The 18260-nt window shown below is 61.8% G+C and carries 18 protein-coding genes and 1 pseudogene; 18 read left to right on the top strand and 1 reads right to left on the bottom strand.

Features of this window, described 5'->3' with window-relative positions; translation table 11 throughout:
* Positions 1-22 precede the first annotated feature (22 nt).
* The 8 genes from CTT34_RS17490 to CTT34_RS17455 all read left to right on the top strand — a co-directional run bounded on the left by CTT34_RS17490 (position 23) and on the right by CTT34_RS17455 (position 8579).
* A complete protein-coding gene (locus CTT34_RS17490; RefSeq protein WP_159343550.1) occupies positions 23-2467 on the top strand; it encodes a sensor domain-containing protein in 2445 nt (814 codons plus the stop codon).
* 96 nt (positions 2468-2563) lie between these two features.
* Entirely contained in the window at positions 2564-3967 is a 1404-nt protein-coding gene (gene argH, locus CTT34_RS17485) for an argininosuccinate lyase (RefSeq protein ID WP_159343549.1), read from the top strand.
* Positions 3964-4092: an LPS translocon maturation chaperone LptM gene (gene lptM / locus CTT34_RS17480; protein ID WP_159343548.1), complete on the top strand. Its 129-nt coding sequence runs from the start codon at positions 3964-3966 to the stop codon at positions 4090-4092. The genes argH and lptM overlap by 4 nt, the downstream gene beginning before the upstream one ends.
* The gene (gene lysA / locus CTT34_RS17475; RefSeq protein WP_159343547.1) at positions 4092-5363 is read left to right on the top strand and encodes a diaminopimelate decarboxylase; all 1272 of its coding nucleotides are present in this window, start codon (positions 4092-4094) and stop codon (positions 5361-5363) included. Before lptM ends, lysA begins: the two co-directional genes overlap by 1 nt.
* A complete protein-coding gene (dapF, locus tag CTT34_RS17470; RefSeq protein WP_159343546.1) occupies positions 5363-6196 on the top strand; it encodes a diaminopimelate epimerase in 834 nt (277 codons plus the stop codon). The genes lysA and dapF overlap by 1 nt, the downstream gene beginning before the upstream one ends.
* 16 nt (positions 6197-6212) lie before the next feature.
* Complete coding sequence (locus CTT34_RS17465) at positions 6213-6938, top strand: DUF484 family protein (protein ID WP_159343545.1); 726 nt, start codon at positions 6213-6215, stop codon at positions 6936-6938.
* Positions 6931-7845, top strand: a complete 915-nt coding sequence (locus CTT34_RS17460; RefSeq protein ID WP_159343544.1) for a tyrosine recombinase XerC — start codon at positions 6931-6933, stop codon at positions 7843-7845. Before CTT34_RS17465 ends, CTT34_RS17460 begins: the two co-directional genes overlap by 8 nt.
* The gene (locus CTT34_RS17455) at positions 7842-8579 is read left to right on the top strand and encodes an HAD family hydrolase (RefSeq protein WP_159343543.1); all 738 of its coding nucleotides are present in this window, start codon (positions 7842-7844) and stop codon (positions 8577-8579) included. The genes CTT34_RS17460 and CTT34_RS17455 overlap by 4 nt, the downstream gene beginning before the upstream one ends.
* A 6-nt stretch (positions 8580-8585) precedes the next feature.
* Here the strand turns inward: CTT34_RS17455 and yihA are convergent, their stop codons facing one another.
* Positions 8586-9233: a ribosome biogenesis GTP-binding protein YihA/YsxC gene (yihA, locus tag CTT34_RS17450; protein WP_159343542.1), complete on the bottom strand. Its 648-nt coding sequence runs from the start codon at positions 9231-9233 to the stop codon at positions 8586-8588.
* Between the two features lie 309 nt (positions 9234-9542).
* Here yihA and CTT34_RS17445 point away from each other — a divergent pair, with 309 nt between their 5' ends.
* The 10 genes and pseudogenes from CTT34_RS17445 to dtd all read left to right on the top strand — a co-directional run bounded on the left by CTT34_RS17445 (position 9543) and on the right by dtd (position 18256).
* The gene (locus tag CTT34_RS17445) at positions 9543-10172 is read left to right on the top strand and encodes a c-type cytochrome (protein WP_159343541.1); all 630 of its coding nucleotides are present in this window, start codon (positions 9543-9545) and stop codon (positions 10170-10172) included.
* Positions 10173-10289: 117 nt separating this feature from the next.
* Complete coding sequence (locus CTT34_RS17440) at positions 10290-10922, top strand: thiol:disulfide interchange protein DsbA/DsbL (protein WP_159343540.1); 633 nt, start codon at positions 10290-10292, stop codon at positions 10920-10922.
* Positions 10923-10924: 2 nt separating this feature from the next.
* On the top strand, positions 10925-11773 hold the full coding sequence (locus CTT34_RS17435) for an endonuclease/exonuclease/phosphatase family protein (RefSeq protein ID WP_159343539.1): 849 nt from the start codon (positions 10925-10927) through the stop codon (positions 11771-11773).
* A gap of 96 nt (positions 11774-11869) precedes the next feature.
* Positions 11870-12430, top strand: coding sequence for a TRAP transporter small permease subunit (locus tag CTT34_RS17430; RefSeq protein ID WP_159343538.1), 561 nt, complete (start codon positions 11870-11872; stop codon positions 12428-12430).
* Positions 12430-13832 (top strand): annotated as a pseudogene (locus CTT34_RS17425) (TRAP transporter large permease). The gene CTT34_RS17430 and the pseudogene CTT34_RS17425 overlap by 1 nt, the downstream one beginning before the upstream one ends.
* Before the next feature lie 172 nt (positions 13833-14004).
* A complete protein-coding gene (locus CTT34_RS17420; protein WP_159343537.1) occupies positions 14005-15117 on the top strand; it encodes a TRAP transporter substrate-binding protein in 1113 nt (370 codons plus the stop codon).
* A gap of 139 nt (positions 15118-15256) precedes the next feature.
* Complete coding sequence (gene thiD, locus CTT34_RS17415; RefSeq protein WP_159343858.1) at positions 15257-16087, top strand: bifunctional hydroxymethylpyrimidine kinase/phosphomethylpyrimidine kinase; 831 nt, start codon at positions 15257-15259, stop codon at positions 16085-16087.
* A 105-nt stretch (positions 16088-16192) separates the two neighbouring features.
* Positions 16193-17038 carry a universal stress protein gene (locus CTT34_RS17410; protein WP_159343536.1) on the top strand — a complete coding sequence of 282 codons (846 nt, stop codon included), beginning with the start codon at positions 16193-16195 and terminating at the stop codon, positions 17036-17038.
* A 104-nt stretch (positions 17039-17142) separates the two neighbouring features.
* Positions 17143-17724: a chalcone isomerase family protein gene (locus CTT34_RS17405; RefSeq protein ID WP_254436421.1), complete on the top strand. Its 582-nt coding sequence runs from the start codon at positions 17143-17145 to the stop codon at positions 17722-17724.
* 94 nt (positions 17725-17818) lie between these two features.
* Positions 17819-18256, top strand: coding sequence for a D-aminoacyl-tRNA deacylase (dtd, locus tag CTT34_RS17400; protein ID WP_159343535.1), 438 nt, complete (start codon positions 17819-17821; stop codon positions 18254-18256).
* Positions 18257-18260 lie beyond the last annotated feature (4 nt).

Here is an 18260-nt window from a genome sequence, read left to right as displayed (position 1 = left end):
GAACGCCTATTTAGGAAACGCCATGCCCCTCGCTGAACCGCAAGGCAAGCTCGACCAGTTCTTCCTGCTCTCGCAGGATTTGTTCTGTTGCATTGACTTTGCGGGTACGCTGCTCAGCGTCAACCCCACCTTCGAGACGCTGCTCGGCTACTCAGCGGACGCCCTCCTGGGAAAGCCGTGCGGTGTCGTGATCGAGACGCGTGATCATCCCGTGATCGAAGCGGCGCTGGCAAGCTTGTGCCGCGGGGAGAAGGTCAGTGCTTTCGACGTGTGCGCGCTGACGTTAGACGGTAAGCGGGTTTGGTTGGAAGTGTCGGCCTCCGCCGGTGATCGGGTGATCTACGTCATCGCGCGGGACATTACCCGGCGCAAAGCGGTGGAGAAGCAGCTTAGGCGCAACCAGCGCCTGTTTCGCATTGCCGGTGAAACGGCGCATATCGGCGGTTGGTACCTGGACATGGCGGTGGGGCTGCCCATCTGGTCCGAGGAGGTCTGCCGCCTGCACGATATGCCGGTGGGGCATCAGCCTACTTTGGAAGAAGCCATTGGGTTTTACACTCCCAGCGCGCGGCCGCGTCTGCAAGCCGTCTTCTCCGCCTGCTGCGAGCAGGGGGTAAGCTTCGATGAAGAGTTCGAAATCATTACCCAGCGAGGACGGCGGCGCTGGGTGCGGGTGATTGGCCGTGCCGTGCGCGATGAGCTGGGGCAGATTATTCAGGTGCAGGGGTCGACCCAAGACATCACTGAACGCAAAGACACCGAGCGGCAGCTGACGCTGTTGGAGCGCAGCGTGGAGTCCAGCACCAACGGGGTGGTGATCGTGGATGCCCAGCGCCCCGATTTGCCCATGGTCTACGTCAATGCCGCGTTCGAGCGCATTACCGGGTACTCCCGCGAGGATGCTCTGGGTCGCAACTGCCGCTTTTTACAGGGCACCGATACCGACCCCGCTACCCTGGCGCAGCTGCGTGAGGGCATCAAAGCGCAGCGCGATGTCCACGTGGTGATTCGTAACTATCGCCGCAGCGGCGCTCCTTTCTGGAACGACCTCTATATTTCACCAGTGCGCGATGAGGGGGGCGTCGTGACGCACTTCATCGGCGCGCAAAACGACATTACCGCCCAGCGAGAGTACCAGGCTCAGCTGAGTCATAACGCCAACCACGACGCGCTGACCGGGCTGCCCAACCGGCTCATGCTCGACCAGCGTCTTGATCAGGGCTGCTTGCTGGCCAGGCGCTATCACCGGTACTTGGCCGTACTGTTCATCGATCTGGATGACTTCAAACCGATCAACGACACCCTGGGCCATGAAGTGGGCGACTATATCCTGCGCGACGTCGCCAAGCGCCTGGAGGAAGAGCTGCGCCCTTGGGATACCGTAGCGCGCTTTGGAGGCGACGAATTCATCGTGCTGCTGCCGGACTTGGCCCACGAAGATGACGTGCTGCAGGTGGTCGAGCGGCTGCTGGCGAGAGTGTCGGCACCCTATTGGTATCGTGGTAGCGAGCTACGCATTACCGCCAGTATCGGCATCGCCACCGACGATGGGACGATTCAAGCGCCCCGCCAACTGATTCAACAAGCCGATCTTGCCATGTATAAAGCCAAGCGGCGGGGGCGTAACACCTTCCAGTGGTACACCGACGAGCTGAACCGCAAGGTGACCGAACGGGTCAATCTGCGCCACGCGCTGCAGCAGGCCATCGAACAGCAGCAGTTCGAGCTTCATTACCAGCCGCAGATACATCACAGCGGTCGCGTCGCCGGGGTCGAAGCGCTCATTCGGTGGCACCACCCCGAGCGTGGCAACATTCCGCCGGGACAGTTCATTGCTCTGGCCGAGGATACCGGTCAAATCATCCCGATCAGTGAGTGGGTGCTGGAAACGGCCTGTCGTGACGCGGTCGCGCTCAACGCACAAAGCGCGGCACCCATGACCATGGCGATCAACGTGTCGCCCATGCAGTTTCAGCGTCCGGGCTTTTTGGATTCCGTACAGCAGGTGCTGGCGCGCAGCGGTTTACCGCCGGCCTTGTTGGAGTTAGAGCTGACCGAAGGCGTGTTGATGGATAGTGCCGAGCACACCATTCAAGCCCTGCAAGCGCTGCGCCAGTTGGGCGTTCACATCGCACTCGACGACTTCGGCACCGGCTTCTCCAGCCTGAGTTACCTGAAACGACTGCCGATCAACAAGCTGAAAGTCGACCGTTCGTTCGTGCGCGACGTGGCCACGGACTCCCGCGACGCGGCCATTGTCGAGGGCGTGGTCATCATGGCCGACAAGCTGGGGCTGGAGGTGCTCGTCGAAGGCATCGAAACCGCCGAGCAGTTTCATCACCTGCGCACTCTGCAGTGTGACCACTTCCAGGGCTACTACTTCGCCCGCCCGATGTCGCTGAGCGCGCTTCGGCACTTTTTGGAGTCGCCGGTGGACACCACCAGCCCCGCCGCCCCGACCTCGTAAGGGGCGCGATCGCAAATGGCATGCCGCTCCACGCAGTGACTCTGGTACACTTTCTCTTAACGACTCCATTAGATTTGTCAGCAGGATATCTCACCGATGAGCCAAGCTACGAACCAGTCTTGGGGCGGTCGCTTCAGCGAGCCCACCGATGCCTTTGTTGCGCGCTTTACCGCGTCTGTGACCTTCGACCAGCGCCTGGCGCGCCAGGATATTCAGGGCTCGATCGCCCACGCCACCATGCTGGCGCGAGTGGGCGTGCTGACCGACGACGAGCGTGATGCCATCATCAACGGCTTGACCGAGATCCAGGGCGAAATCGAGCGGGGCGAGTTCAACTGGTCGGTGCCGCTGGAAGACGTGCATATGAACATCGAAGCACGCCTGACCGACAAAATCGGCATTACCGGCAAGAAGCTGCACACCGGTCGCTCGCGCAACGACCAAGTCGCGACCGACATTCGCCTGTTCATGCGCGATGAGATCGACGTGATCGAAGCGGAGCTGACACGCCTGCGCGACGGCATGATCGAACTTGCCGAGCGCGAAGCCGACACCATCATGCCGGGCTTCACCCATCTGCAAACCGCCCAGCCGGTCACTTTTGGCCATCATCTGCTGGCGTGGCAAGAGATGCTGGCCCGTGACCACGAGCGCCTGCTGGATTGCCGCAAGCGTGTGAACGTGATGCCGCTGGGTGCCGCCGCCCTGGCGGGCACGACGTACCCCATCGACCGCCACGTAACCGCCGAGTTGCTCGGCTTCGACCGCCCGGCGGAAAACTCGCTGGATGCGGTGTCGGATCGCGACTTCGCCATCGAATTCACCAGCTTTGCCAGCATTTTGCTCATGCACCTGTCGCGCATGAGCGAAGAGCTGGTGCTGTGGACCAGCGCCCAGTTCGACTTCATCGACCTGCCCGACCGCTTCTGCACCGGCTCCTCCATCATGCCGCAGAAGAAGAACCCCGACGTGCCCGAGTTGGTGCGTGGTAAAACCGGCCGCGTGTATGGCCATCTGATGGCGCTGCTGACGCTGATGAAGTCGCAGCCGCTGGCCTACAACAAGGACAACCAGGAAGACAAAGAGCCGCTGTTCGACGCCGTCGACACCGTGCGCGACTGTCTGAAAGCCTTTGCGGACATGGTGCCTGCCATCGAGCCGAAGAAAGAGAGCATGTACGAAGCGGCGCGTCGCGGCTTCTCCACCGCGACCGATCTGGCGGACTACCTGGTGCGTAAAGGCGTGGCCTTCCGCGATGCCCATGAAATCGTTGGTTTGTCAGTCGCCTACGGCCTGAAAACCAAGAAGGACCTCTCTGAAATGACGCTGGAAGAGCTTCAGCAGTTCTCCGATATCATCGCGCAGGACGTCTTTGACGTACTGACCCTGGAGGGCTCGGTGGCCGCCCGTAACCATATTGGCGGCACCGCGCCTGACCAAGTGCGCGCGGCGGCCAGCCGTGCCCGTGAAGCGCTGGCGGCGCTCAAGGGTACGTCATGATGCGTCACGCGATCACACTTAGCGCGCTGCTGCTGGCCGCGCTGCTACTCGTCGGCTGTGGCCAGAAAGGGCCACTCTATTTGCCTGATGACACATCCGATTCGGCCGCCGAGCAGGAGGGGTAATGGATCACTTTAACTACCGCAACGGCGTGCTCTACGCCGAGGACGTACCGTTAACGCAGCTGGCGGATAAGCTGGGAACACCCTGCTACGTCTACTCCAAAGCGACCCTGGAGCGCCACTTTCGTGCCTACACCGAAGCGCTTGGCGGCCACCCGCACCTGATTTGCTACGCGGTGAAAGCCAACTCGAACCTGGCCGTGCTGGGCCTGTTGGCGCGCCTAGGGGCCGGGTTCGACATCGTCTCCGTGGGCGAGCTGGAGCGAGTGCTCAAAGCCGGTGGTGACCCCGCCAAAGTGGTGTTTTCTGGCGTCGCCAAGCAGCCCCAGGAGATGGCGCGGGCGCTGGAGGTCGGCATCAAATGCTTCAACGTCGAGTCGCGCCCGGAACTCGAGCGCTTGAACGCCGTGGCGGGCGAGCTGGGGAAAGTCGCTCCGGTCTCGCTGCGCGTCAATCCCGACGTGGATGCGGGGACCCACCCGTACATTTCCACCGGTTTGAAGGACAACAAGTTCGGTATTCCGGTGGACGAGGCGCTGGAGGTGTACCAGCTGGCCGCTAGCCTGCCCAACCTGCGGGTGACCGGGCTTGACTGCCACATCGGCTCGCAGCTCACCGAAACCGCGCCGTTCCTGGATGCCCTGGAGCGCCTGCTGGTGCTGATGGAGCGCCTGCGTGAGCGCGGCATCGAGATCGACCATCTGGATTTGGGGGGCGGCTTAGGCGTCCCCTACCGGGACGAGAAGCCACCCCAGCCCTTCGATTACGCCAGCCAGCTATTGGCGCGCCTCTCCCGCTGGGAAGGCGGTGAACAGCTCACGCTGCTGTTCGAGCCGGGCCGCTCCATTGCGGCCAACGCCGGATTGATGCTCACCCGGGTAGAGTTCTTGAAACCCGGCGAGACCAAGAACTTCGCCATCGTCGATGCGGCCATGAACGACCTGATTCGTCCGGCGCTTTATCAAGCGTGGCAGGCCATCGTGCCGGTGGATACCCGCCAAGTACGGAATGCCGCCACCTACGACGTGGTCGGCCCTGTGTGTGAAACCGGCGACTTCCTAGGCAAAGAGCGCGAGCTTGCTATCGCCGAAGGCGACCTGTTGGCGGTGCGCTCGGCCGGGGCGTATGGCTTCGTCATGGCCTCGAACTACAACAGCCGCCCGCGCCCGCCGGAGGTGATGGTGGATGGTGACACCTACCACGTGGTGCGCGCTCGGGAAACGCTGGAAAGCCTGTGGGCCGGCGAGGCGCTGCTGCCGGAAGGGGCACGCTGATGCTGCTGCACTTCACCAAAATGCACGGCCTGGGCAACGACTTCATGGTGGTGGACCTGGTCACCCAGCGGGCGCGCCTGCGGGACGAGCAGATCCGCCAGCTGGCGGACCGGCGCTTTGGCATTGGCTTTGACCAACTGCTGATCGTCGAGCCGCCCCGCGATCCGGACATGGACTTTCGCTACCGCATCTATAACGCCGACGGCAGCGAAGTAGAAAACTGCGGTAACGGCGCGCGCTGCTTTGCCCGCTTCGTGCGTGACCAGCGCCTGACCCACAAGCATGAAATCCATGTGGAAACCGCCGGTGGCCCGTTGGTGCTCAACGTGCAGCACGACGGCATGGTGCGGGTGGACATGGGCAGGCCGCGCTTCAACCCGGCCACGCTGCCCTTCGACGCGCCGGGGGACCAGCCGCTGCACGAGGTAGAGGTCGAAGGCGACACGCTACAGCTTGGCGTGGTCTCTATGGGCAATCCGCATGCTGTTCTCCAGGTCGAAAGCGTGGAGCGCGCGCCGGTGGAACGCTTAGGGCCGCTGTTGGAGTCGCATCCTCGGTTTCCCAAGCGGGTCAACGTCGGCTTCATGCAGGTGGTCTCGCCCAGCGAGATTCGTCTGCGGGTGTTCGAGCGTGGCAGCGGTGAAACTCTGGCCTGTGGCACGGGCGCCTGTGCGGCGGTGGCCAGCGGTATTCGCCAAGGGCTGTTAAAAAGTCCGGTGAAAGTCCATTTGCCCGGCGGCAAGTTAAGCATCGAGTGGCCGGATCCCGAGGCGTCGCTGGTCATGGTAGGCCCCGCGACGCGGGTATTTGACGGTCGGGTATCACTCAACTAATTCGAGGAGAACGGCGATGTCTCAAGCTCCTGAGCCGCGCAAAACGCTCGATCCGGATCAAGTGGCGTTTTGGCTGGCCCGTCACCCCGACTTTTTTATTGGCCGTGAAGGGCTGCTGCAGCAGCTCAAAGTCCCGCATCCCCATATCGATGGCGCGGTATCGCTGCTGGAGCGGCTGGTGATCGACCTGCGTCAGCGAGCCGAAACGGCAGAAGGGCGGCTTGAGCATCTGTTGGAAACCGCACGCCATAACGAAGCTCAGTACCGTCGCCTGCGGGAAACGCTGCTCAGCCTGGTCGAAGCGGAAGATCGCGATGCGCTGGCCCAGGCGCTGGCGACGCAGTTGAGCGAGCGTTTCCAAACCCCGGCAATGGCCTTATGGTGCCCCGCTGCGTTGAGCGATGCCGAGCCGACGCCGCCTCAGCCGCCGCGCCATATTCTCGATCAGCACGCCAGCGCTCGCCTAGCGGCGCTGCTGGATGGCCGTACCAGCCGCTGCGCCAAGCTGAGCGTCAGCGACTGGAAGTGCCTGCTGCCCCACACCAAGGCGCCCCGCAAGGCAGGCTCCTGTGCGATCACACGGCTCTCGGCTGGCGAGCAACTGGGCTATTTACTGCTCGCCAGCCCCGACCCCGAGTGCTATCGCGCCAGCATGGACACGCTGTTTACCGAGTACCTGGGCGATATCGTCGCCCGACTGCTGCTGCGTTTAGGGCCGCATGGTGCGGAGCACCATGGGTAGCCCAGAGACCCTGGTAGACGCCGTGGCGGGCTATTTGGCGACACTGGCCAGCCACGCGAGCCTCGCGACGGTCGCGGCCTATCGTCAGGATTTATCCGCGTTCTGTCAGTTTGCCGAACAGCGAGGTGTGACCCAGGCCAGCGCGCTGGACACGGCGCTGGCAAGGGCTTTCCTTGGTGCCGAGCGTAGCCGGGGGCTGTCGCCGCGCAGCTTGGCCCGCCGTCGCGCAGCGCTATCGCGCTTTGCCGACGCGCTGGTACGGGATCAGGTGTTGATGGATAACCCGATCCGTTTGCTGCGCACCCCCAAACAGCCCAGCCATCTGCCAAAACCGTTGGATGTGGATGCGCTGGCACGCTTTCTCGATACGCCCCACGACGGCTCGCCGCTCTCGCTTCGTGACCAGGCCATGCTGGAGCTGTTCTACTCCAGCGGTCTGCGTTTGGCCGAGCTGGCGGCGTTGGACGTGAGCCAGTTGGCGGCCAACCATGTGCGGGTGATGGGGAAAGGCAGCAAACCTCGCCAGGTGCCCGTAGGGCGACGCGCCCAGCAGGCACTCACCGCGTGGCTCACCTGCCGGGCCAGTTTGGCGGCCAGCGCTGAAACGGCGCTCTTCGTCGGTCAACGGGGGCAGCGGTTGGGGCATCGAGCAATCCAGAAGCGCCTAGCGCAGCTCTCGGTGGTGCGCGGCCTACCGGAGCACCTTCATCCCCACCGCCTGCGCCACTCCTTCGCCAGCCATTTGCTGGAATCCAGTCAGGATCTGCGCGCCGTGCAGGAGCTGCTGGGCCACGCCAATTTATCCACGACCCAGGTGTACACGCGCCTGGACTGGCAGCATCTCGCCGAAAGCTACGATGCCGCCCACCCGCGCGCCAAGCGCCGCCCGAGTGAGAGCGAATCATGATCACGTTAGACGCCATCACCTTTGATCTGGACGACACCCTGTGGGACAACCAGGGGGTGATGCTGAAAACCGAAGAGGGGCACTACCGCTGGTTGCTGGACGCGCTCACGGCATGGCGGTCGGCGCGTCAGGAGGCACCGTTGCCGCTTACCTACGAGGCGGGGGTGGCGGACTACTTGCAGCGTCGCCAACAGTGGGCCAGCCAAGTACCGGAGCGGCGTGGCGACTTTACCTGGCTTCGGCTGCGGGCGCTGGAGGACCAGCTCGAAGCGAGCGGCCTGCCGCGCAGCGCCGCGCTTTTATGGGCTGCCGCCGCCATGAACGAGTTCCACCGCCTGCGCGTGCAGGTCACTCCGCACCCGGAGGCGGCCGGGCTGCTGTCGGCGCTGGCCGAGCGCTATCGGCTCGCGGCGATCACCAACGGCAACATTCATCTCAAGCGTCAGCCATTGGCGGCCCACTTTCCGGTGGCGATTGCCGCCGGAGAGCTGCTGGCTCCCAAACCTGACCCCAAGCCTTTTCTCACCGCGTTGGAGCGGCTTAAGACCGTACCGCAGCGCGCCATGCACGTGGGCGACTCCTGGGCAGAAGACGTGCTTCCCGCCCAGCAGCTCGGTATGCACGCCGCCTGGGTGGCCGAGCGCGGCGATCACGCACTGCCCGAGCGCGTTCATCGCATTGCCCACGTCAAAGAGCTACCCGAGCTGATTGCGTGGCTGGAACGGCGGGCTTAGCCCCGCTTAATCGTGGGTGTCTTCAGGGGTGTAGAGCCACTGGTCGAGCTTTTGGGAGAGAGTGTCGACGCCGTCGCGCTTGAGCGACGAGAAGAGCTGAACCGATACCAGATCTTCCCACTCCCGCAGGCGAGAGCGCACTTTCTGGAGGGCGGCGCTGGCCGGGCCGCGCTTCAGTTTGTCGGCCTTGGTCAGCAGGATATGCACCGGCATGCCGCGCTGGTCGGCATAATCGAGCATCATTTGGTCGAACTCGGTCAGTGGGTGGCGCACGTCCATGAGTAGCACCAGACCCCGCAGGCTGAAACGGCCGCGCAGGTAGTCCGACAGGTGCTTTTGCCACTCGATCTTGACCGCTTCCGGCACCTTGGCGTAGCCATAGCCGGGTAGGTCCACCAGGCGGCGCGACTCATCGTTCATCACGGTGAAGAAGTTGATGAGCTGGGTGCGGCCCGGCGTACGCGAGGTGCGCGCCAGGGCGTTTTGCTGGGTCAGGGCGTTGATGGCGCTGGATTTACCGGCATTGGAGCGTCCGGCAAAGGCCACTTCTGCGCCCGTGTCGTCCGGGCACAGGGCCAGCGTCGGCGCGCTGATCATAAAACGCGCGGTGGGGTAGTTCAGCCGAGGGACTGGGCTATCATGAGGGGTAGACATGGAGTTCATCCTGAAAAACAAACGTATAACACGGCCTGCAAGCGTCCTGTGACGTGGAAGCGTGCGGTGCCGCGACGAATTACCCCAAAAGCAGATCTGGACTTGCATTCCCGCCGCTAGGGTGATTCGTTATAATGCAAGCGTCTTATAACTGCGACCTGGGGCGCTAGTGTACCATCGCGCTCTAGCCAGCAGCGACCAACACGACACGTTGTTCGTTTTGGCGGAGCTGACCCTGGTAATGTGCTGAACCTGGGCAGCGCCCAGGGTGCGTACCAGTCAATAATCAAACGGCATAGTGGAAAAGCAATGAGAAAGTTACTGGCAAGCCTGGCAATTACCATGGGTGCCGTTGGCACCGTCCACGCCCAAGCGGACCTTCAAGCCGACGCTGACGCAGCGGCAGGTCGTGAACTCGCGCAAACTTGTGCCGCCTGTCATGGCCAGCAGGGGATCAGCGCAGTGGGCACTTTCCCTAACCTGGCAGGGCAGCAGATGTCCTACCTCGCCAAGCAGATCATGGATATCCGTGACGGCAACCGCGTCGTTGCCCAGATGGCCGGTTTGGTCGATAACTTCTCTGACCAAGACGCCTGGGACGTGGCGGCGCACTTTGCAGGCCAAGACGCGAACCTTGGCCAAACCAGCGATGAAGACGCTGAGCTGCTCGCTCGCGGTGAAGAGCTGTACCGTGCGGGTGATATGTCCAAAGGCATTCCCGCTTGTAGCGCTTGCCACTCGCCCACGGGCGTAGGCATCGGCAGCGCGGTGTATCCGGCGCTGTCGGGTCAGCATGCGGAGTACACCGTCTCTACGCTGCAAGCCTTTGCGTCCGGTGAGCGCGCCAACAGCCCGAACAACGTGATGGGCGATATCGCGTCCAAAATGAGCGACCAAGATATGGAAGCCGTCGCCAACTACGTGCTGGGCTTGAACTAATTTCCCTGCCGCAGGCCTCCCCGTTTTGTGCATTATCCGCAGGATGGGGAACCTGCCTGCCCTGCTAGGGGTCATAGCCTCACTTTTGTTGGCCCGCTTTTTTGGAGAGTTCTCGCTATGTTGAAAACGTTGATGGTCGCACTGGCCGGTCTTGGCCTGTCTGCAGCGGTAAGCGCTCAGGAGCTGGTCGAAGGCCAGCACTACACGCTGCTGGAGTCGCCGGTGGCGACCCAGGTAGACGATGACCAGATCGAAGTGACCGAAGCGTTCTGGTTTGGCTGCCCGCACTGCTACCGGCTGCAAACGTCCGTGAACGAGTGGTACGAGACGCTGGACGATGACGTGAGCATCGTGAAAATGCCGGCCACCATGGGCGGCGACTGGAATACCCATGCGACGGCCTTCTATGCCGCTCAGTCGCTGGGTATCGAAGAAGAGCTGCATCAGGACTTCTTCGACGCCATTCACCAGGATGGCCGCTCGCTGACCGAGGCAGACGACATCGCCGAGTTCTTCTCTGATTATGGCGTGAGCGAAGAAGAGGCCGAAAAAGCGCTGACGGCGTTCAGCGTGCGCAGCGAGGTCAACAAGGCTAACAGCCGTATGCGTGACATGCGCCTGATGGGTGTGCCCGCGCTGATCGTGGATGGCCGTTACGTGGTATCGCCTCAGTCGGCCGGCAGCCTGGAAAACATGCCGCAAATCGCCGATGCGCTGATCGAGAAAGTTCGCAGCGAGCGTGCGCAATAACGGTGCTTGAGCACGGCCACACGGGCGGGCCAACCCGCTCGCCCGGGGCGCTGCCCACCTCTGCGTTGCTGGAGCGCGGCCAACTTCGGCTGCTGACCTTCAACCTGCAGGTGGGCATTCAAACGTCTGCCTATCACCACTACCTCACGCGGAGCTGGCAGCACGTGTTGCCCAACCCGCAGCGCCTCAAGCGATTAGCGCTGGTGGGTAGCGTGTTAGAGCAGTTCGACGTAGTGGGGTTGCAAGAGGTCGATGGCGGCAGCTTTCGCTCCAGCCGGGTCAACCAAGTGGAGTATTTGGCGGCACAAGCCAAATTTCCTCATTATTTCCAGCAGCTCAACCGCAACCTAGGCCAATTCGCCCAGCACAGCAACGGCCTGCTCTCCCGCTTGACGCCTAGCCATATCGAAGAGCATCGGTTACCGGGCATGCTGCCTGGCCGCGGTGCGATTCACGTTCGCTACGGTGACGGTCCCGACGCGCTGCATATCTTCGTGGCGCATTTGGCGCTCAGCCACCGTGGTCGCGTGCGCCAGCTCGACTACCTGAGCGACATCATCGAGCCGCTGCGGCACGTGGTGGTGATGGGCGACTTGAACTGCACGCCTGAGCAGCTTCACGCCCACGAGCGGTTTAGCACGTCGCTGCCGCTGCACCCCGTGAAGCCGCTGCTGAGCTACCCCTCTTGGCAGCCGCGCCGCGCGTTGGACCATATTCTGCTCTCGCAAACCCTGGAGGCCGCAGAGGTGCGCGTGCTGGATCATCTCTTCTCCGATCATCTGCCGATCGCGGTGGATTTACCGCTGCCAGCGCCGTGTCTAGCGGCAATTCGCGCAAGCGTTAAACAATAAGCCGCACGAGCGGCTGTCGGGCGCTGCATTGTCCGCGTATATGCGCTATTGTCTGGGGCGCTGACTCCCCTTAGCCGTTTTACGCGAGACACTTCCATGTCGGACACAACACAACTACCTGCGTTTATCGGTGCGCTGGACCGCGCTTCGGAGTGGTTCGGGCGTACCCTTGCGTGGCTGATCATCATCATGATGTTGATTCAGTTCGCGATTGTACTGCTTCGCTATATGTTCAGTATCAACAGCATCTTCATGCAAGAGCTGGTGATGTACATGCACGCCAGCGTCTTCATGCTCGCGGCTGCCTACACCTTTCGCCACGATGGCCATGTCCGCGTCGATATTTTTTACCGCGGTATGACGCCTCGTCGTCAAGCGTTGGTGAACATTCTCGGCATTTTGCTGCTGCTGATTCCGGTGATGCTGTTCATCATCGCATCCAGCTATGGCTATGTGGCGAACTCCTGGCGCATTTTGGAAACCTCCTCGGATTACGGTGGCATACCGGCTGTTTTCGCACTGAAAACGCTGATTCCGGTGTTTGCAGTCCTGATGATCCTTCAGGGGCTGATCGAAGTCGTGCGCAATGGCTATGTCTTCACCGGGCGGATCACGCCGCCAGCCGCCGATGACCATCACCTTGAGGAGCGCGTTTGATGCTCGAATTTATGCCGCTTATTCTGTTTGCCGCCATCTGTATCGTGCTGATGTTCGGCTTTCCCGTGGCGCTATCGCTAGCGGGCACCGCGCTGCTGTTTGCCGGCATGGGCTTGGGCCTGGAAGCCGTGGGCATCGATGCCAACTTCGACAGTGGCTATCTAGCCGCGCTGCCCAATCGCCTGTACGGCATCATGACCAACCAGACGCTCTTGGCGGTACCCCTGTTCGTCTTGATGGGCGTGCTGCTGGAGAAATCCAAAGTCGCTGAAACGCTGCTGGATGCCATGGCGCTGCTGTTTGGCTCCATGCGCGGTGGCTTGGGGATTTCGGTCACGCTGGTGGGCATGCTGATGGCCGCGTCCACGGGCATCGTCGGGGCAACCGTGGTCACCATGGGACTGATGTCACTGCCCGCCATGCTCAAGCGGGGCTACAGCACGTCGCTGGCCACCGGTACCATCTGTGCCACCGGCACGCTGGGACAGATTATTCCCCCTCCATCGCCCTGGTGCTGCTGGGCGACGTTCTTTCGTCGGCCTACCAGCAGGCGCAGCTCGATATGGGCATCTTCAGCCCGAAAACGGTCTCTGTGGGCGATCTTTTCATGGGCGCCCTGGTGCCGGGGTTGATCCTCGTCGTCATGTACATGATCTACGTGGGCTTGGTGGCGTTCTTCCGGCCCAGTATGGCGCCCGCGGCCGACCGCGAAGAGCTGATGGCCGAGCTTGGCCACACCTCGGGCCTGGGGATTTTGCTGCTCAAAGGCTTGGTGCCCCCGGTGGTGCTGATCGTAGCGGTGTTGGGCTCGATTCTGAGCGGCTTTGCCACACCCACCGAAGCCTCGGCCGTGGGGGCTTTTGGCGCGCTGGTGCTGGCATTAGCCTATCGCCAGTTGGACTGGGCCACCCTGAAAGAGGTGCTGCGCTCGACGACCCACGTCACCACCATGGTGTTTCTGATCTTGATCGGCGCGGCGCTGTTCTCGCTGGTCTTCCGTGCTTACGGCGGTGAGCATATGGTCACCGAGCTGTTCGAGGGTATGCCGGGCGGCGTGATTGGCGCGACGATCATCGTCATGCTGGTGATCTTCCTCCTCGGCTTCATTCTCGACTTCATCGAAATCACTTTCGTGGTGGTGCCGATCGTCGGGCCGATTCTGCTGGCCATGGGGCTAGACCCGATCTGGCTAGGGATCATGATCGCCATCAACCTGCAGACCTCGTTCCTGACGCCGCCGTTCGGTTTCGCGCTGTTTTATCTGCGCGGCGTGGCGCCGCCTTCGGTGCCTACATCGGCCATTTATCGTGGCGTGGTGCCGTTTATCTTGATGCAGTTGGGCATGCTGCTGTTGCTGACCTTCTTCCCGCAATTGGCGACCTGGCTACCGACGCAGTTCTAAGAGGAGCTCAGTTGAAAAATAACCCTGCTATCAACGCAAGGGCGTGGCAACCTTAATCAAAAGCAGCCAAGCTGCAGACACACAATGGCTTGTAACAACCCGCCTGGCGGCAAACGTCAGGCGGGGTATTCCCTACCCATAACAGCAATAAAATAAGCAAGAGGGTTAACGCATGAAAGCCAAAGCACTGCCTGTCGCCATTGCCATGACGACCGCTCTTTCTGCCAGCCTGCTGGTCGTTTCCAGCTTCGATAACCAGGCCCAGGCACAAGAAGAGACCTTCCGCTGGAAAATGGTCACGTCCTGGCCGAAAAACTTCCCCGGTGTAGGCCAAGGCCCTGAGCGGCTCTCCCAACTCGTCGAGGAGATGTCCGATGGCCGCTTGACCATCGAAGTCTTCGGAGCGGGGCAGCTCGTACCAGGGTTCGAAGTGTTCGACGCCGTGTCGGATGGCACCGCCGAGTTGGGCCACTCCGCCTCCTACTACTGGAAAGGCAAAGCGCCAGCGGCACAGTTTTTCGCCGCCGTACCGTTTGGCATGAACGCTCAGGAAATGAACGCCTGGCTCAGCTACGGCGGTGGCATGGAGCTGTGGAACGAGCTTTACGATGAGTTCGGTGTCGACGTATTGGTTGCCGGTGCCTCCGGTGTCCAGATGGGTGGCTGGTACAACAAAGAGATCAACTCGGTGGACGACCTGGAAGGCTTGAAAATGCGCATGCCGGGTCTGGGGGGCGAGGTGATGAGTCGCATGGGCGTGGCGATCGTCAACATGCCCGGCGGTGAAATCTTCACGTCGCTGCAGTCCGGTGCCATCGACGCCACCGAATGGATCGGCCCTTACAACGATCTCGCCTTCGGCCTGCACCAAGCGGCCGATTACTACTACTACCCCGGCTGGCACGAGCCGACGGTGATGTTCGAAGCCATCGTGAACGAAGAGGCGTGGGCCGAACTGCCCGCTGATCTTCAAGCGATTCTGCGCACGGCCATCAGCGACATCAACCAAAGCGTTTTAGATGAGTACACCGCTCGTAACAACGATGCGCTGGAAACCCTAGTCAACGAGCACGAGGTGGAACTGCGCCGCATTCCTGACGATGTACTGGCCCAAGCCCGCGAACATTCGGCCGACGTCGTGGGTGAGCTGGCTGCGTCCAGCGAGCTGGCGACCCGTATCTACGACTCCTATCGGGAGTTCCAGGATAAAGTCGAGGATTACCACGCGATTTCCGAGCAGGCGTACTACAACGCCCGCAACCCGGAAGGCGATACCACTCAGTAACGTCAGCTCTTTCCAGGCCGCCTTCGGGCGGCCTTTTCGTAACCGTCGATTAAAGCAGCGTAAGTGGCGCGGCTTGGGTATCCTATGGCTGATACTGTTCTGCCGTGTAAGGAGCTCTATGTCTACCCCCGCTAACTCGATGCCGACCGAGCCCCGCCTGCGTAATGTGCTGACCATTGCAGGCTCTGACCCCTCCGGTGGCGCAGGCATTCAAGCCGATCTCAAAACGTTTTCTGCGCTCGGTACCTATGGCACCAGCGTAATTACCGCGTTAACCGTGCAGAACACCTGCGGTGTGGCGGCCGTGTACCCTGTTTCACCCCAGGCGATTCGCCAGCAGCTTGAACACCTGTTAAGCGATGTCACTATTGATGCGGTGAAAATCGGCATGGTGGCCAGCCGCGACGTGGCCGAAGTGATCGCCGACGTGTTGCGCCAGCAGCGCCCCCGCTGGATCGTACTCGATCCGGTGATGGTGGCGAAGAGCGGCGATATCCTGGTCGATAACGCGGGCATTCGTGCCGTGCGGGAGGTGCTGGTACCGCTGGCCGACGTGATTACCCCCAACCTGCCGGAAGCGGCCGTGCTGCTGGATGCTCCCGCCCCTGCGAGTTTGGATGAGATGGAAGCGCTGCTGCCCAAGCTGGTGGCGTTGGGCGCCCCCTTTGTGGTGCTGAAAGGCGGCCATTTACGCGGTGATACTTGCCCGGATCTGTTGGCCACCCCCAACGGTCACCAGTGGTTACCGGCTTCCCGCATTGCCACCGAGAACCTGCATGGCACCGGCTGCGCGCTATCGTCTGCGATTGCCGCCTGTCTGGCAAAGCTGCCGGAAGCGGCTGAGGCAGACGCGCCAGAGCAGGCCATTACCGACGCGAAGCAGTGGCTGCATAGCGCACTGGCGGCCAGCCACCGCTTGGCGGTCGGCAAAGGGCGCGGTCCGGTACACCACTTCCATGCGTGGTGGTAAGCCGCCGGGGCAGAGTCTCCTTGCGGGATAGGGCAACGGGCACCATGCTGAAGGGTGCCCGTTTGTTTGCCTATGAGGCTGAGCCATTCGGCCAAGGAGCTGCTCATGTCCCGCACGCTGCTATTTGCCACCGACCTCTCCCAGGAAAATCGCGCGGCCTTTGCCCGTGCATTGCGCCTCGCCCATCAACAGGGAGCGCAGCTGGATGTGCTCCACGTGCTCGACCCCTACCTTCCTCACCGAATGCTGCATGACCTTGAGCGAGCAGTGAGCGATGACATCAGCGCCACGCTCACCGATCTTCGGGAGGATTACGCGCTCGAACTTCCTGCGCTAATGATCCAAACGGTGGTGGGCGACGCACACGTGGAGATCGTTCGGGAGGCCCATGAGCGTCACGCTTCGTTGATCGTTCTGGGCATGCACCGCAAGCGCGGTCAGAAAGATCTGCTCTATGGCACGACCTTGATGCGCATTCTGCGCAGCGCCCCTTGCCCCGTGGTGGTGGCGTCCTATCTACCGACGCAGCCGTGGCAGCATATCGTGGTGCCCATCGACTTCTCGCTTACCGCACGACAAACCCTAAAAGAGGCGCTGATCCGCTTTCCTGAAGCCAAGCTGACCCTACTACATGCGTGGAACCTGCCGGGTGAACGGGAATTGGGTAACCAAGCGTTTTATGCACAGTGGCGCGATCATGAGGTCGCTCGCCTACGGGAGGCGTTGGACAACGAGGTCGAAAGCCTCATGCGCGATCTGGACGGTGTCCCCGACATCGAGCTGGTGCTGGAGCCGGGCCAGCCCTGCGACGTGCTCCACGACTACATCAAACGGCACTCGCCAGAGCTGGTCATGTTGGGTAGCCGCAGCCGACCGCATCATCCCAACTCACTCACCGACATGCTGCTGAGCGAACCCCATTGTGACGTCATGGTGTGTCGACCGTGGTAACTGAAAAACTCGTCGTACGGTTGGTTGTACGGAACCTTTATGGGTAAGGTGTGTATGTATAGCTGTGCGTTATGCCAGCCAAGCCAATAAGGGAGGACGACACCGTGCAACGACGTCATATGCCAGCGCTGCTATCGGCCGCGCTATGGATGGGTGCGGCGCTATTATCCAGCAGTGCCGCCGCCGAGAGCGTGACCGAGCGGGGGGAGCGCTTTGAGCGCGTGGTCGAAGAGAATGGCCAGCGCTATACCCTGCTGGGGAGCGGCGTATTCCGTTACATGATCTGGACCGCTTATGCAGGCGCTTACTATCAGTTGGAGGGCGAACGCGACCCTCAACCGCTCAGCGACGTGCCCCGGCGGCTAGAGCTCGCCTATTTCCATGACATCGCCGCCGAGGATTTCGCAGACGCGACCGAAAAGACCCTCAGCGACTCGCTCACGCTCTACGAATTCAATCAGGTGAAAGAGAATCTGGAGCAGTTAAAGCAGCAGTATCGCGACGTGGCACCCGGCGACCGCTATCTGTTGAGCTGGGATGGCGAGCAGTTACGCCTCGCTCTCAACGGTGAGACGCTCTACGAGGACAGCAGCGCCGAGTTTGCCAGCGCGATGTTCGGCATTTGGCTGGGCGAGCGCCCGCTAGGTGACGAGTTTCGCGATGCGCTACTGGGCGTGAACGGATAGACGCAGACCTCGCGCCATCACGCTTGGGCCAGCCCTCGCCTCGGTTTACACTCGCCCCCTTCGATAGGCCAAGTGAAGGGACGAAGGGGGCAGCGTGAAAGCACTGATTCAGCGGGTTAAGCACGCCAGCGTCACGGTGGAGGGCAGCACCATCGGTGCGATCGACCACGGGCTGCTGGCGCTGGTGGGCGTCGAGAAAGGCGATCGTGAAGCGGATGCCGATAAACTGCTGCACAAGCTACTGCACTATCGCGTGTTCAGCGATGACGCGGGCAAGATGAACCACAACCTGCAGCAGGCCGGGGGAGGACTGCTGCTGGTGTCGCAATTCACGCTCGCGGCCGATACGCGCAAGGGGCTGCGCCCCAGCTTTTCCAGCGCTGCGCCGCCTGAGGAGGGGCAACGTCTGTTCCATTACCTCGTCGATCAAGCGCGCGCTGCGTGGCCCCAGGTAGCCACCGGCCAGTTTGGCGCGGACATGCAGGTGACGCTCACGAACGATGGTCCGGTCACGTTCCTGCTGGAAAGCTAGCGTT

Source organism: Halomonas meridiana (assembly GCF_009846525.1).
Lineage (GTDB): Bacteria > Pseudomonadota > Gammaproteobacteria > Pseudomonadales > Halomonadaceae > Vreelandella.
This window is presented reverse-complemented; position numbering and strand designations above follow the sequence as displayed.